The organism is Streptomyces sp. SCPE 10 (genome assembly GCF_051980735.1).
GTDB classification, from domain to species: Bacteria; Actinomycetota; Actinomycetes; order Streptomycetales; family Streptomycetaceae; genus Streptomyces; species Streptomyces misionensis.
Window position 1 is genome coordinate 4,944,173 of the sequence record NZ_CP197069.1, and the last position, 15,376, is coordinate 4,959,548.

At 72.0% G+C, this 15,376-nt stretch carries 10 protein-coding genes; 5 read left to right on the forward strand and 5 right to left on the reverse strand.

Going from position 1 to position 15,376, the window contains the following annotated elements:
• Positions 1–95: 95 nt before the first annotated feature.
• Positions 96–2,684: a SpoIIE family protein phosphatase gene (locus ACSP97_RS23020; RefSeq protein WP_355145966.1), complete on the forward strand. Its 2,589-nt coding sequence runs from the start codon at positions 96–98 to the stop codon at positions 2,682–2,684.
• 10 nt (positions 2,685–2,694) lie between these two features.
• On the opposite strand, the gene ACSP97_RS23025 is transcribed toward ACSP97_RS23020, so the two are convergent.
• Entirely contained in the window at positions 2,695–4,281 is a 1,587-nt protein-coding gene (locus ACSP97_RS23025) for a hypothetical protein (protein ID WP_440554060.1), read from the reverse strand.
• 80 nt (positions 4,282–4,361) lie between these two features.
• Between ACSP97_RS23025 and ACSP97_RS23030 the strand changes: the two genes are divergently transcribed.
• Positions 4,362–5,456: a hypothetical protein gene (locus ACSP97_RS23030; protein WP_440554062.1), complete on the forward strand. Its 1,095-nt coding sequence runs from the start codon at positions 4,362–4,364 to the stop codon at positions 5,454–5,456.
• Positions 5,457–5,469: 13 nt separating this feature from the next.
• Here the strand turns inward: ACSP97_RS23030 and ACSP97_RS23035 are convergent, their stop codons facing one another.
• The 4 genes from ACSP97_RS23035 to ACSP97_RS23050 are packed head-to-tail and all read right to left on the reverse strand — an operon-like array spanning position 5,470 to position 9,335.
• Positions 5,470–6,240, reverse strand: coding sequence for a succinate dehydrogenase/fumarate reductase iron-sulfur subunit (locus ACSP97_RS23035; RefSeq protein WP_355145972.1), 771 nt, complete (start codon positions 6,238–6,240; stop codon positions 5,470–5,472).
• Entirely contained in the window at positions 6,237–8,165 is a 1,929-nt protein-coding gene (locus tag ACSP97_RS23040) for a fumarate reductase/succinate dehydrogenase flavoprotein subunit (RefSeq protein ID WP_440554064.1), read from the reverse strand. The genes ACSP97_RS23035 and ACSP97_RS23040 overlap by 4 nt, the downstream gene beginning before the upstream one ends.
• The gene (locus ACSP97_RS23045; protein WP_440554066.1) at positions 8,165–8,986 is read right to left on the reverse strand and encodes a hypothetical protein; all 822 of its coding nucleotides are present in this window, start codon (positions 8,984–8,986) and stop codon (positions 8,165–8,167) included. The genes ACSP97_RS23040 and ACSP97_RS23045 overlap by 1 nt, the downstream gene beginning before the upstream one ends.
• 58 nt (positions 8,987–9,044) lie before the next feature.
• Positions 9,045–9,335, reverse strand: a complete 291-nt coding sequence (locus ACSP97_RS23050; RefSeq protein ID WP_355145978.1) for a hypothetical protein — start codon at positions 9,333–9,335, stop codon at positions 9,045–9,047.
• A 288-nt stretch (positions 9,336–9,623) separates the two neighbouring features.
• Between ACSP97_RS23050 and ACSP97_RS23055 the strand changes: the two genes are divergently transcribed.
• From ACSP97_RS23055 to ACSP97_RS23065, 3 genes are all read left to right on the forward strand, one after another.
• Positions 9,624–11,738: an ABC transporter family substrate-binding protein gene (locus ACSP97_RS23055; RefSeq protein WP_355323980.1), complete on the forward strand. Its 2,115-nt coding sequence runs from the start codon at positions 9,624–9,626 to the stop codon at positions 11,736–11,738.
• Positions 11,739–11,880: 142 nt separating this feature from the next.
• Positions 11,881–13,788: a translational GTPase TypA gene (typA, locus tag ACSP97_RS23060; protein WP_440554069.1), complete on the forward strand. Its 1,908-nt coding sequence runs from the start codon at positions 11,881–11,883 to the stop codon at positions 13,786–13,788.
• Positions 13,789–14,334: 546 nt separating this feature from the next.
• Entirely contained in the window at positions 14,335–15,369 is a 1,035-nt protein-coding gene (locus ACSP97_RS23065) for an ABC transporter permease (RefSeq protein ID WP_355145984.1), read from the forward strand.
• Positions 15,370–15,376 lie beyond the last annotated feature (7 nt).

Consider the following 15,376-nt stretch of genomic DNA (forward strand, 5'->3'; position numbering starts at 1 on the left):
AACACCGTGTCGCGCGGCGCCGTAGTGCTGGATACTGCGGGCAGCCGCCTCCGGTGACCGGTGCCGGGTGCGGTGAGCTGGAGGGGACGGATCGCGTGAGCGAGATACCAGCGAAGGCCACGGAGTCCGAGGACCCGTCGGACGGCGCGAGGAACCAGACCGCGAAGGGTGCGGCGGCGCCCGGTGACGCCATGTGGCAGAGCAGCCCGCCCGGCTCCATGTACGACTACATCAAGGTGGCCGCCTTCTCCATCGGCCCCGGCGGCCTGGTGGACCAGTGGAGCCTGCGCGCCGAACAGCTCTTCGGCATCCCCGCCGCCCGCGCCGTCGGCATGGACCCCATAGAGGCGTTCATCGACCCCGACCTGCGCGAACGGGGTCAGCGCAAGATGGCGGAGATCCTGGACGGGCGCGAGTGGACCGGCGTGGTGCCCTTCCGGATGCCGGACCGGCCGGACGGCGCGCGCGGCACCGACGGCCTGGCCGAGGTCTATGTGATGCCCACTCGGACCGCCGAGGGGGAGAGGGCGGCCGTCTGCATCGTCGTGGACGTGCGCACCCTGCGCCGGATCGAGACCGACCTCGCCGCGTCCCAGGCGATATTCGGACAATCCCCCTTCGGCTTCCTGCTCATCGACACCAACCTGCGGGTGCGCCGCGCCAACCAGCGGTTCGCCTCCGTCTTCGGCGGCAGCCCGGACGAACACCGGGGCAGGGACGTCCACGACTATCTGCCGCGCGGCGAGGCCGAACGGGTCTCGGCGACGCTGCGCCGGGTGCTGGAGACCGGCGAGCCCGTCACCGACATGCACATCACCGGGAACGTCCCCGGCTCCGAGGAGCGCCGCCACTGGTCCGTCAACCTCTACCGCGTGCACAGCGGCAGCGGCCGGCCCATCGGCGTCGGCTGGCTCGCCACCGACGTCACCGCCCGCCGCGCCGCCGCCCGGGAGGCCGCCGCCGCCCGCCGCAACCTGGCCCTGCTCAACCAGGCCGGGGCCCGGATCGGCAACTCCCTCGACCTGGAGACCACCGCGCGCGAACTCCTCGACGTCGTCGTCCCCGGCTTCTGCGACCTGGCCACCGTCGACCTCTACCAGGGGCTGCTGACCGGCGACGAGACACCGCCCGGCATGGCCGACGGCAGCGCCGAACTACGGCGCGTCGCCGTCGCCAGCGCCGTCGCCGACGCACCTCAGTTCGGCTCCACCGAGGCCGTCTCGGTCGGCGCCGTCCACCACTTCCCCTTCAACTCGCCCTGCGCCAACGCCCTGCGCACCGCCCGGCCCCGCTACGTGCCGCCCGAGGAGGGCAGCCTGGTGCAGTCCACGCTGGCCGTGCCGATGGTCGCCCACGACACGGTCGTCGGACTCGTCCGGTTCGCGCGGACCAAGGGCAGCGAGCCGTTCGGGGAGCGGGACCGGGACCTGGCGGTGGAACTGGCCGCGCGCGCCGCGGTCTGCATCGACAACGCGCGCCTGTACCGCCGGGAGCACGAGCGGGCGTTGATCCTGCAGCGCTCCCTGCTGCCGCCCGGCGACCCCGAGGCGTCCGGCCTGGACATCGCCTGCCGCTATCTGCCCGGCAACGCGGCGACCGAGGTCGGCGGCGACTGGTTCGACGTCATCGAACTCCCCGGGCACCGCACGGCGTTGGTGGTCGGCGACGTGATGGGCCGCGGACTGCGCGCCGCGGTGGCCATGGGCGAACTCCGCACGGCCGTGCGCACGCTGGCGCTGCTCGACCTGGAACCGGCCGAAGTCCTGTCCGCACTCGACGAGATCGCGCGGGGCCTCGGCACGCCCGGCGGCATCCAGCAGGCCACCCGCACGGCACGCCAGCCCCGGGACGCGGACCTCTCCGAGGTGTACCTGGCGACGTGCGTGTACGCCGTGTACGACTCGGTGACCCGGCGGTGCACCTTCGCCAACGCCGGTCATCTGCCGCCGGTGCTGGTGGAGCCCGGCGAGCCCGCGCTGATGCTGGACGTGCCGCCCGGCATGCCGCTCGGGGTGGGCGGGGAGCCCTTCGAGGAGGTGGAGGTCGAGCTTCCGGAGGGCGCGCTGCTCGCGCTGTACACGGACGGACTGGTCGAGTCCCGGGACCACCCGCTGGACGAGGGACTGCACGCGTTCGTCGGCGCGCTCACCGATCCCACACGACCGCTGGAGGACGTCTGCGACCACGTCCTCAACACCCTCGACACCCACCACGGCGAGGACGACATCGCGCTGCTGATGGCCCGGGTGCAGGGACTACCCGCCGAGTCCGTCGGCGACTGGACGCTGCCGCGGGAGCCGCGCAGCGTGGGCCGGGCGCGCGAGCACGCGCGGGCGCAGCTGCTCGGCTGGGGGCTCGACTCCCTCGTCGACACCACGGAGCTGCTGGTGAGCGAGCTGGTGACCAACGCGCTGCGGTACGGCGAGGGGGAGATCCGGCTCCGGCTGCTGCTGGACCGCACGCTGGTGTGCGAGGTGTGGGACGGCGGACTGGTGCAGCCCCGGCGCCGGCGGGCGCGGGACACCGACGAGGGGGGCCGGGGACTGCAACTGGTGCAGCTGCTCAGCGCCGCGTGGGGGTCCCGGCGGACACCGCGGGGCAAGACGGTCTGGTTCGAGCTGCCGTTGCCGGGCGCCGACGCCGCGCTCACGGACCCGGCGGAGGCGCTGCTCAGCCTGTTCTGAACCGACGGCGTCAGGAAGGCGGCGCCAGGCGTCTGCGGGCCCGCGTCCCCGGGCCGCCGAAGCAGGCCGGGGGGCCGCCGTCGGGGTCCTCGGCCAGCAGGACGCCGCCGAGCACGGCGCCGCACAGGCCGGTCACGCGGTCGCCGGTGCCGGTGTAGGGAATGCCGTGCGCGCGGACGTCACGTTCCGCCAGGTCGCGGGCCTCCCGGGCGGCCGTGTCGGCCCGGAAGGCGGCGCCGGGACCGTCGCCCGCGCGCAGCTGCCGCACCGCCTCCGCCAGACGGGCGCGGGCCTCGGGGCCCACGGCGCCCCGGTGCACCGTGACGAAGTCCTCGGCCGCGCGGACCGCGGTCCGGGCGACGAGCAGCGCGGCCGTGTCCAGCACGCCGGAGCGGCCCACCTCCAGCCGGTCGGCGGCGCGGGTGATCCGGCGCAGGGCGTCCAGCGGGTCGTACGGCAGCGCGCCGGTCAACTCCTCGCGCACCGCCGCGAGTACGCCGTCCGCGTGGACCAGCCGGGCGTGCAGCTCGCCCGCGGCCAGGGGCGTTCGGGAACCCCCCTGCCGGGCGGTCGCCAGCTCCGCCTCCGCGCCGGTCAGCGCGGCCGGAACCAGCGCGGCGGCCTCCCGCAGCCGTGCCGCCAGCCGCTCCACACCGCGCACCAGGGTCTCCGCCTGGGCCACGGCGCCCTCGCCGGCGCGCAGCCGGCGGGCGGCCCGGTCGCCGTCGCCCGCGACGACGGCCCGGTGGGCCTCGCCGAGGCGGGCGGTGGCGAACAGCAGGCCGTCCTCGGCCTGTTCCACCGAACCGGTGACGGGGTCGGTGGCCGAGGGGGCGTACCGCTCGCGGAGGGCGCCCAGGACGCCGTGCGCGGCGACCGCGCGTGCCACGAGCCCCCGCGCCCGCGCCCGTGCCACCTCCAGCGCGGCACCGGCGCCCGGACCCTCCAGCCCGCGTGTCTGATCCAGCGCCGCCGCCTCCGCGTCCAGCCGCCGCCCCGCCCGCGCGCACCGCTCGACCACCCCGGCCAGCGCCTGCCGCCGCGCCGCCGATGCCTCGGGCAGCCCCCGCTCGTACCTCCGCCACACCGCGAACGCCGCGGCCGTCTCCTCCCCGGCCGCCCGCACCGCCCGCGCGAACGGCTCGGCCCGCGCCGCCCCGCACCCCGCCGCCACGAACGACAGCTCCTCGCGGCTCGTCCGCACGCAGTCGTCGGCCAGGACCAGGGCGCGGCGTGCCTGGCGCTCGACGTCGGAGAGGGCCGGCGCGGGCGGGGGGCCGGAGAAGGGGCCCGGGGTCGTACGGGTGCGGCTGCGGCGCACCCGGCGCAGACAGCCGTAGCCCGCCAGCACCGCCGCCGCGACCACCGCGATCAGCGGGAGCACGTAGTCCGCCGCGGACGTGCCGCCCGGGCCCGGCGCCGCGCTCGCGACCGGGCCGGTGGAGGTGGCGGGAACCGGAGCACGGGCCGTGACCGTCATCAACGGCAATATCAGCCACCCGCCCCCCGCCAGGGCACCCAGCACGACATGCGTCACCCGCGCCCGTATGTGCGCCTTGGCACGCCGGGGCCGGCCCCGGATCAGGGAGGACGTCACATTTCGGAGCGTATGGGCCCAGGGAGTGCTCCGCGAGCGGGGCCGGCACGGGTGGGGGACCGGACGGACAGAGGGACGCGATGGACGCGCAGACGGCACCGACACCGGCGGCTGACGGGAGTGCGGCCGGCACCGGACCCCCCGCGCCCGACGGCAGGCCCCGCGCTCGCCGCGTCCTGCGCCGCACCCTCACCGCCCTCGGTCTGGTCCTCCTGCTGCTGCTCCTCGCCCTCCTCGCGGGCGAGACCGCGCTGCGCGTCGACTACGCCGGCGATCCGGCCCCCGGCACCCGCACCCGCGACCGGGACGCGCTCTGGCTCGGCCACGCCTGGGTGGACGGGCGCAAGACGGAGGCGGACGTGAAGGCGCTGGCGCGGCGGCTGCGGCGGACCGGGGTGCGGGACCTGTACGTGCACTCCGGGCCGCTGGAGGACGACGGCACACTGCCCGACTCCGCGTACCCGAAGGCGGGTTGGTTCATCACCGCGGTGCACCGGGAGCTGCCCGGGGTGCGGGTGCAGGCCTGGCTCGGGGACGTGCTCGCCACGGAGGGGCCCACCGGGATGCACCTGGAGCGTCCCGCGACCCGGGCCGCGATCCTCGCCTCGACCCGGCGGATCCTCGCCGTCGGCTACCAGGGCGCCCACTTCGACCTGGAGCCCCTGCACTCGGGCGACCGCCACTACCTCGCCCTCCTCGACGACCTGCGCGAACTCACCCACGCCGGGCACGCGCTGCTCTCCGTCGCCGCCCATCAGATCGACCCCCTCCCGGGTTTCCACTCCTTCTGGGGCGCGACCACCAACCACCCCAAGTGGTGGTCGCAGGCCTACTTCGGGCAGGTGGCCCGCCGGGTGGACCAGATCGCGGTGATGTCGTACGACACCATGCAGCCGCTGCCGAGCCTGTACGGCGGATACGTGGCCCAGCAGACCAGCCTCGCCCTGGAGGCCACCCCCGGCACCACCCACCTCCTCATGGGTCTGCCGTTCTACTACGAGAACCGGTTCGGGCACGTGGGCGACGCGGAAACCGTCCCGGCCGCCGTACGGGGCGTACGCCTGGGCCTGTCCCGCACCGACGCCCACCGCGCCCGCTTCGGCGTCGCCCTGTACGTCGACTTCGCCGCCACGGAGGCGAACTGGCGCGCGTACGAGAAGGGCTGGGTGGGATGAGCCACCCGAACCGCTAGGACCGGCGTCGCCCGATCTTCGAGCCCAGCCACACCAGCGGGTCGTACTTGCGGTCCACCGCCCGTTCCTTCAGCGGGATCAGCGCGTTGTCCGTGATCCGGATGCCCTCCGGACAGACCTCGGTGCAGCACTTGGTGATGTTGCAGTAGCCGAGGCCGTGTTCGTCCTGGGCCGTGCGCTTGCGGTCCAGGCCGGACTCGGCGGCGGAGTCCAGCGGGTGCATGTCCAGTTCGGCCACGCGCATCAGGAAGCGCGGGCCGGCGAACGCCTGCTTGTTCTCCTCGTGGTCGCGCACCACATGGCAGGTGTCCTGGCACAGGTAGCACTCGATGCACTTGCGGAACTCCTGCGAGCGGTCCACGTCCTCCTGGAACATGCGGTACTCGCCGGGGCCGAGCCCCGCGGGCGGCACGAACGAAGGGATCCGCCTGGCCTGCTCGTAGTTGAAGGACACGTCCGTCACCAGGTCGCGGATCACCGGGAACGCGCGCAGCGGGGTGATCGTGACCGTCTCCGCGCGGTCGAAGACCGACATGCGGGTCATGCACATCAGCCGGGGACGGCCGTTGATCTCCGCGGAGCACGAACCGCACTTGCCCGCCTTGCAGTTCCAGCGCACCGCCAGGTCCGGCGCCCGGGTCGCCTGGATGCGGTGGACGATGTCCAGGACCACCTCGCCCTCGTTGACCTCGACCGTGAAGTCCCGCAGGCCGCCGCCCTGTGCGTCCCCGCGCCACACCCTGAAGCGGGCCTCGTAGCCGCTCATGCGGACAGCCCTCCTTCCAGCTCCTCGTCGGTGAGGTACTTGGCCAGCTCCTCCTTGTCGAACAGGGCGAGCAGATCCGGGCGGACCGGGTCGGTGGTCTCACGGGTGAGACGGATACGGCCCTGGGGGTGCTCGGCCAGCGTGCACAGCAGGTTGACGTTGCGCCAGCCGCGGTCCATCGCCGGGTGGTCCTCCCGGGTGTGGCCGCCGCGCGACTCCGTCCGCTCCAGCGCCGCCCGCGCCACACACTCGCTGACCAGCAGCATGTTCCGCAGGTCCAGGGCCAGGTGCCAGCCGGGATTGAACTGGCGGTGGCCCTCGATGCCGATCCGGCCGGCGCGCAACCGCAGCTCGGCGAGCCTGTGCAGGGCCTGCTCCATCTCGCCCTCCCGGCGGATGATGCCCACCAGGTCGTTCATGGTCTGCTGGAGCTCCTGGTGCAGGGTGTACGGGTTCTCCGGCGGCCCCGCCTCGCCCTCGGCCCCGACGGAGAAGGGGCGCAGCGCCTCCGCCGAGGCCAGGTCGACCTGCGCCCCGTTCACCCGCGGCCGCTCCGGGGCCAGTGCCCGCGCGTACTCGGCCGCGTACCGGCCCGCGCGGCGACCGAACACCAGCAGGTCCGACAGGGAGTTCCCGCCGAGCCGGTTGGAGCCGTGCATGCCGCCCGCCACCTCGCCGGCCGCGTACAGCCCCGGCACCCCGCGCGCCGCCGCCGTGTCCGAGTCGACGGCGACGCCGCCCATCACGTAGTGGCAGGTGGGCCCGACCTCCATCGGCTCCGCCGTGATGTCGACGTCCGCCAGCTCCTTGAACTGGTGGTACATGGACGGCAGCCGCCGCCGGATCACCTCCGCCGGCATCCGCGTGGAGACGTCCAGGAAGACCCCGCCGTGCGGGGAGCCCCGGCCGGCCTTCACCTCGGCGTTGATGGCCCTGGCCACCTCGTCGCGGGGGAGCAGCTCGGGCGGACGGCGGTGGTGTTCCGGATCGTCGTACCACCCGTCGGCCTCCTGCTCCGACTCGGCGTACTTGTCCTTGAACACGTCCGGGACGTAGTCGAACATGAACCGCTCGCCCGCCGAGTTCCTGAGCACGCCGCCGTCGCCGCGCACCGACTCGGTGACGAGGATGCCCTTGACCGACGGCGGCCAGACCATGCCCGTCGGATGGAACTGCACGAACTCCATGTTCAGCAGTGGCGCGCCCGCGAGCAGCGCCAGCGCGTGACCGTCGCCGGTGTACTCCCACGAGTTCGACGTGACCTTGAAGGACTTGCCGATGCCGCCGGTGGCGAGGACCACCGCGGGGGCCTGGAGGACGAAGAAGCGGCCGGTCTCCCGGTCGTAGGCGAAGACCCCCGAGACCCTGCCCCCGCCCGGCTCGCCGTCCTTCAGCACCCGGGTCACCGTGCACTCCTGGAAGACCTTGAGCCCGGACTCGTAGTCCCCGGTGGCGGCGAAGTCCTGCTGTTGCAGCGCGACCACACGCTGCTGGAGGGTGCGGATCAGCTCCAGGCCGGTGCGGTCGCCGACGTGCGCGAGGCGCGGGTACTCGTGACCGCCGAAGTTGCGCTGCGAGATCCGGCCGTCCTTCGTACGGTCGAACAGCGCGCCCCAGGTCTCCAGCTCCCACACCCGCTGCGAGGCCTCCCGCGCGTGCAGCTCGGCCATCCGCCACTGGTTGAGGAACTTGCCGCCGCGCATCGTGTCGCGGAAGTGCGTCTGCCAGGTGTCGTGCTCGTTGGCGTTGGCCATCGCCGCCGCGATGCCGCCCTCGGCCATCACCGTGTGCGCCTTGCCGAACAGCGACTTGCAGATCACCGCCGTACGGGCGCCCCGCTCGCGCGCCTCGATCGCGGCCCGCAGCCCGGCGCCGCCGGCCCCGACCACGACGACGTCCCACTCCTGGCGGTCCACCACGGGCATCAGAAGAACCTCGGATCGTCGAAGACACCGGACGCAAGCAGATACACGTAGAAGTCGGCGAGCGCCACGCTGATCAGCGAGGCCCACGCGAGCTGCATGTGCCGGGCGTTGAGCCGGCTCACCAGCCGCCAGGCCCGGTAGCGCACCGGATGCCGGGAGAAGTGCTTGAGCTGGCCGCCGACGATGTGCCGGCAGGAGTGGCAGGAGAGGGTGTACGACCAGATCAGCACGATGTTGAGCAGGAAGACCAGGGTGCCGAGCCCCATGTGCCCCCAGTGGTGCCGGTCGTCGCGGAAGGACAGCGCGGTGTCGTACGTCAGCACCCCGGCGACCAGCAGGGCCGCGTAGAAGAAGTAGCGGTGGGCGTTCTGGAGGATCAGCGGGAAGCGGGTCTCGCCGCTGTACGAGCGGTGCGGCTCGGCCACCGCGCAGGCGGGCGGCGACGCCCAGAAGCCCCGGTAGTAGGCCTTCCGGTAGTAGTAGCAGGTCAGCCGGAAGCCGAGCGGGAAGATCAGGATGATGATCGCCGGGGAGATCCCCCACCAGGCGCCGAAGAGGTCCGCGTTCGGACCGCCGTGCATGGGGCGGCAGTTCCGCGCCAGGCACGGCGAGTAGAAGGGCGAGACGTACGGCGCCGCGTAGTAGTGGGCGTTGGCGAAGGCCCGCCAGGTCGAGTAGGCGACGAAGGCCAGCAGACCGGCGGCCGTGCAGGCGGGCGCCAGCCACCAGCGGTCGGTCCGCAGATGGGCGGCGGCGATCGCGGCGCGTCCGGGGGCGCGCACACCGCCGCCGCTGCGTCGGTGTTCCGTACCAGTGGCCAAGACAGCACTCCGGTCGGTTCAGGGAACGACTGGGGGAACGGCCCGGGGGACGGACGGGTCAGGGGGCGTGCCGGTCGCGGGCACCCAGGCCCTCGTCGTCCGAGTCCGTCCACAGGGTGACGTCGTAGGGCGTGTCGGAGATGGTGACGAGGTCGGGCCGGCGGGTGGTGCCCCGGGCCGCGGCCGCCTCGCGCAGCAGCGCCACGCTCTCGCGCAGATGGTCGGCGTCCAGCCGGACCCTGCGTATCTCCAGACCGCTTCCGCCGAGCTGCTGCTCCAGCCGGCCCAGTGACCGCTGGAGGTCGTCGAGGTTGCGCTGGACCGTGGTCAGGTCGTCGTACACGGACATGATGTGCCCTCACTTCCGCGGGTGCTGCGGTCCCGGGCGGCATAGCTCGTGCGCCTGAGAGTGTCGCGCGTCACACCGGGCGCTGTGAAGGCGTCTGCACCGACGGGACAGGCGTGCGGGTGCTCGTCCCGGTGTGTTTGCGCCGCACGGGTGGGCTTACCGTCCGTGGCCGCCGTGTCGCTCGTTGTTGCCGGATCCTTTCCTCTTCAGTAGCCGCATAGATCTGATCAGCTCCAAATACCGCCAAACGTGATCATAACGCCCCGCGGCTTCCCGGAGGTAGCACAGATGTCCCACCACGGCGTCGGCCTGCGCGCGGTCCTGCGCCCGGCCGCCTTCCTCACCGCGGGTGTGCTCGCGGTGCCGCTGCTGGCCGGCTGCGGCTCGGACGACGACGTGGCCAAGCCCCTCGCCGCCCAGGACATCGACCTCGTCGCGCGCGGCCAGGTGGCCGACGGCGGCACCCTGAAGTGGGCCGTGGACGCCCTCCCGGAGACGCTGAACACCTACCAGGCCGACGCCGACACCGGCACCACCCGGGTCGCCCAGGCCACGCTGCCCTCGATGTTCCGGATGGACGCCACCGGCCGCCCGGTCGCCAACCCCGCCTACCTGGAGTCGGCCAAGGTCATCGAGACCGAGCCGCGCCAGGTGGTGCTGTACAAGCTGAACCAGCAGGCCGTCTGGAGCGACGGCCGGGAGATCGGCGCCGCCGACTTCGTCGCCCAGTGGCGGGCCCTGTCCGGCAAGGACACCGCCTACTGGACCGCCCGCAACGCCGGCTACGACCGCATCGAGAAGATCGAGCGCGGCGCGAACGACCTCCAGGTCCGGGTCACCTTCTCCCGCCCCTACGCCGACTGGAAGTCGCTGTTCTCCCCGCTGTACCCGAAGGACGTCATGGGCACCCCCGACGCCTTCAACGACGGCGCCCGCCGCAGGCTGGCCATCAGCGCGGGCCCCTTCAAGGTGGAGAAGGTCGACACCGTCGCCAAGGACGTCGTCCTCGGCCGCAACCCCCGCTGGTGGGGCAGGCCCGCCAAGCTGAACCGGATCGTGCTGCACGCCGTGGACCGCGACAAGCGGGTGAGCGCGCTCGCCGACGGCAGCGCCGACCTCGCCGACCTCGACCCGGCCGACGCCCAGCGGATCGGGCTCGCCGCCCGCGACAAGGGCGACTCCGGCCCGCTCCAGGGCGGGAAGACCTCCCTGTCGAACCTGCGCTCCTGGGCGCGCGCCCACGGCCTCGACGCAGGGGCCGAGGCCGGCCGGGAGGACCTGGCCAGGTCGATCTCCCGGTACCTGGACCAGCAGCGGGCCCTGGAGGCCCTGGAGGTCCGCAAGTCCCTGGAGCCCGCCTACACCCAGCTCGCGCTGAACGGCGCCGCGGGGCCGCTCACCGACGAGCGGGTCCGCAGGGCCATCGCCCGCGCCCTGGACCGCAAGGAGATCGCCCGCCTGGTGCTCACCCCGCTGGGCCTGCCCGCCGTCCCGGTCGGCAGCCACCTCGCACTGTCCGGGCAGCCCGCCTACGCCGACGACAGCGGCGCGCTCGGCGCGCAGGACACCAAGGCGGCGCAGGCGCTGCTCGCGGACGCCGGCTGGGTGCCCGGCGGGCCGGTCAGGGACGCGAAGAAGGGGCAGAAGGCGGCCGGGCCGGAGAGCGACCGGGAGGAGAAGTCCGACGGCGGCAGGGACGGCGAGTACGTCGTCGGCGAGGACGACAAGGGCGACCGGGGCGGCCGGCACCTCGCCGAGGAGGGCCGGCACGGGGGCGCGGCCGGCGCGTACGCCCCCAAGGGCACGGCCGCGCCGGCCGGCGCCAAGGCCGCGCCGCTCGCCAAGGACGGCAAGCCCCTCGCGCTCCGCTTCGTGCTGCCCTCCGGGCCCGGCTCGGACACCCTGAACACCGTCGCGACGCGGATCTCCGCGATGCTGGACCGGCTGGGCATCAGCACGACGATCACCAAGGTCTCCGACGAGAGCTACTTCAAGGACCACATCGCCGCCGGCGACTTCGACCTCGCGCTGTACTCCTGGCCGTCCTCCGCCTTCCCCGCGACCGACGCCCGGCCGATCTACGCCAAGCCGCTGCCGGCCGCCGACGGGTCGGTGAACGTCGAACAGAACTACACCCGGGTCGGCACCGACCAGGTCGACCAGCTCTTCGAGCAGGCGGCGACCACGCTGGACGAGGACGAGGCGGCGGGCCTGATCAAGCAGGCCGACTCGCGCATCTGGGCGGCCGCGGGCTCGATCCCGCTCTACCAGCGGCCCCAGCTGGTGGGCGCCCGGAAGGACCTGGTCAACGCCGGGGCGTTCGGTTTCCAGACACCGGTGTACGAGGACATGGGCTTCCTGAAGAAGGGCGCGAAGACGTCGGCGAGCCCCTCCCGCGGCTGAGGGCGGCCCGGCCCTGCGGAAGCCGACCCGCTCGGGGCCACGTAACATGGGGTGAGGCCGTGGCATGTCAAGCCCGGCAGGGCCCGCGTCAGACCGGACGCACACCGAGGGCCTTCCGCACATTCCGGGAGTTCGCCGCACTATGGCCACGCGCCACGACATCCGCAACGTCGCCATCGTCGCTCACGTCGACCATGGCAAGACCACCATCGTCGACGGCATGCTCAAGCAGGCCGGCGCGTTCGCCGCCCACCAGCTCGACCAGGTCGACGACCGGGTCATGGACTCGAACGACCTGGAGCGTGAGAAGGGCATCACGATCCTCGCCAAGAACACGGCGGTGAAGTACCACCCCAAGGACGGCGGGGAGCCCATCACCATCAACATCATCGACACCCCCGGCCACGCCGACTTCGGTGGCGAGGTCGAGCGCGGTCTGTCGATGGTCGACGGCGTGGTGCTGCTGGTGGACGCCTCCGAGGGCCCGCTGCCCCAGACCCGCTTCGTGCTGCGCAAGGCGCTCCAGCAGCGCCTGCCCGTCATCCTGTGCATCAACAAGACGGACCGCCCCGACGCCCGCATCGACGAGGTCGTCAACGAGACGTACGACCTCTTCCTCGACCTGGACGCGGACGAGGAGCAGATCGAGTTCCCGATCGTCTACGCCTGCGGCCGTGACGGCGTGGCCTCGCTGACCAAGCCGCAGGACGGCACCGTCCCGACCGACAGCGACAGCCTGGAGCCGTTCTTCTCCACGATCCTGGAGCACATCCCGGCCCCGACGTACGACGAGGAGGCGCCGCTCCAGGCGCACGTCACCAACCTCGACGCCGACAACTTCCTCGGCCGCATCGCGCTGCTCCGCGTCGAGCAGGGCGAGCTGCGCAAGGGCCAGACGGTGGCCTGGATCAAGCGCGACGGATCGATCCAGAACGTGCGCATCTCCGAGCTGATGATGACCGAGGCGCTCACCCGCAAGCCCGCCGAGATGGCCGGCCCGGGCGACATCTGCGCCGTCGCCGGCATCCCGGACATCATGATCGGCGAGACCCTGGCCGACCCGGAGAACCCGGTCGCGCTGCCGCTGATCACGGTGGACGAGCCCGCGATCTCCATGGTCATCGGCACCAACACCTCGCCGCTGGTCGGCCGCGGCGGCACCGGCAAGGGCGCGGACGCCAAGGCGGCCGTCAAGGACCGCAAGGTCACCGCCCGCCAGGTGAAGGACCGCCTCGACCGCGAGCTGATCGGCAACGTCTCGCTGCGCGTCCTGGACACCGAACGCCCGGACGCCTGGGAGGTGCAGGGCCGCGGTGAGCTGGCGCTCGCCATCCTGGTCGAGCAGATGCGCCGCGAGGGCTACGAGCTGACCGTCGGCAAGCCCCAGGTGGTCACCAAGGAGGTCGACGGCAAGGTCTACGAGCCGGTCGAGCGCATGACGGTGGACGTGCCCGAGGAGCACATGGGCGCGGTCACCCAGCTGATGGGCGTCCGCAAGGGCCGGATGGACAACATGTCCAACCACGGCTCGGGCTGGGTGCGCATGGAGTTCGTCGTCCCCTCCCGTGGCCTGATCGGCTTCCGCACCGAGTTCCTGACGCAGACCCGCGGCACGGGCATCGGCCACTCCATCCACGAGGGTCACGAGCCCTGGTTCGGCACCCTGACGACCCGTAACAACGGCTCGCTGGTGGCCGACCGCGCCGGTGTCGTCACCGCGTTCGCGATGACGAACCTCCAGGAGCGCGGCGTGCTCTTCGTGGAGCCGGGCACCGAGGTGTACGAGGGCATGATCGTCGGCGAGAACTCGCGCTCCGACGACATGGACGTCAACATCACCAAGGAGAAGAAGCTCACCAACATGCGGTCCTCGACGGCCGACGTGGCGGAGTCGATCGTGCCGCCGCGCAAGCTGTCGCTGGAGCAGTCGCTGGAGTTCTGCCGTGACGACGAGTGCGTCGAGGTGACCCCGGAGGCCGTTCGCATCCGCAAGGTGAACCTCGACCAGCGTGAGCGGGCCCGCGCCGCGAGCCGCGCCAAGCACGGCTGATCCAGGGCCGGTTGAACCCGGGTTCCCCCATGGTGGGGGAGCCCGGGTTTTTTGCAACCCGTTTTTCACCGGCGTATGTCCGATGTGCGGAGATCGCTGCCCGATAGCCATGTAACAAGTCCGTTTCGCGCCTTCTTCGGGCGAACAGTTTGTCCAGATTTTGAAAGGTCTGGGCGGCAGCTGTGACTGAATCGAGATCTACGGGCAGTGGTCGCTGGTTGAGCCCATGGCAGATAGTTAGCCGCGTAGCGCTCGGGTCAATGGGTCACGCACTGTGGGGACAGTTGCGTCGACTCACGAGCACCAGGGGAATCCTGAGCCTCCGTCAGGGGTGTCGGAGGCAAGGCCAGAACCCTCTCTTGTAGGTGAACGCGTGCAGTCGTGAGGAGGAACACCCATGTGCGGTGTCATCGGCAACAGACGGATCGGTTCTTCACTTCCCGTCGAGTGACCAGGTCTTGGAGCTACGCGCGTCCGGCTGCGGTTTCGCGCGTCCTCGGAGTACCCGGGCACCACTCACACTCATATCTGTGAAACGGACGAACCGTGACAAGTCCTATCGACATTGGGGGCGGCGGGACCTCGGTCGTCGTCTCCGGCGAACCAGGGCCGAAGGCGAAGGGCGAAGCCGTCGAGTTGGCGGGCCGGTCTCCCGGCCGGCTGATGTGGATGCGTTTCAAGCGCGACCGCACCGGGGTGGTCTCGGCCTACGTGGTGGGCTTCTTCTTCCTGATCGGCCTGCTCGCCCCGCTGATCTCCAAGCTGTACGGCAAGAACCCGTACACGGTCTACGCGGACGAGCGCCCGGACCTCTTCGACAGCGCCGGTGTGCCGGTGCATCCCAACGGCGGGATCAGTGGCCAGTTCTGGTTCGGCCTCGAACCCGGCAACGGCTACGACGTCTTCACCAAGCTGATCTACGGCATCCGCACCTCGCTGATGATCTCGGTCGTGGTGACCCTCGCAGTGGTCGTCACCGGCATCCTGCTCGGCGTCGCGGCCGGCTATCTCGGCGGCAAGACCGACTACTTCATCGGCCGGGTCATCGACTTCCTGCTCGCCTTCCCGGCGCAGCTGTTCTTCATCGCGAGCATGCCGGTCGTGGTCTCCCTGTTCGTCAGCCCGCGTGACGAGACGCCGACCTACGTCCGGGTGCTGGCACTGATCATCGTCCAGTGGTTCCTGGGCTGGATGGGCCTCGGCCGCATCCTGCGCGGCACCGCACTCGCCCTGCGGGAACGGGAGTTCATCGAGGCGGCCAAGGTCAGCGGGGCCTCGCCCTGGCGGATCATCCGCAAGGAGATCCTGCCGAACATCGTCACCCCGCTGCTGGTGCAGTCGACGTATCTGCTGCCCAACTTCGTGACCGCCGAGGCGGGGCTGTCCTACCTGGGCGTGGGCATCGTCGAACCGACGCCGGACTGGGGGCAGATGTTCTCCAAGGCGTCCACCGAACTGGTGATGCAGAACGACATCACCTACATGTTCTTCCCGGGCGTATCGATGATCATCTTCGTCGTCGCGTTCAACCTGCTCGGCGACTCGGTCCGGGACGCGTTCGACCCCAAGACCGCGCGCTGACCTCCTC

Coding starts and splice junctions, on each gene's coding strand:
- ACSP97_RS23035 (WP_355145972.1), bottom strand. CDS start 6,240: ATGAGCGGCTACGAGGCCCGCTTCAGGGTGTGGCGCGGGGACGCACAG.
- ACSP97_RS23040 (WP_440554064.1), bottom strand. CDS start 8,165: ATGCCCGTGGTGGACCGCCAGGAGTGGGACGTCGTCGTGGTCGGGGCC.
- ACSP97_RS23055 (WP_355323980.1), top strand. CDS start 9,624: ATGTCCCACCACGGCGTCGGCCTGCGCGCGGTCCTGCGCCCGGCCGCC.
- typA (WP_440554069.1), top strand. CDS start 11,881: ATGGCCACGCGCCACGACATCCGCAACGTCGCCATCGTCGCTCACGTC.
- ACSP97_RS23030 (WP_440554062.1), top strand. CDS start 4,362: ATGGACGCGCAGACGGCACCGACACCGGCGGCTGACGGGAGTGCGGCC.
- ACSP97_RS23050 (WP_355145978.1), bottom strand. CDS start 9,335: ATGTCCGTGTACGACGACCTGACCACGGTCCAGCGCAACCTCGACGAC.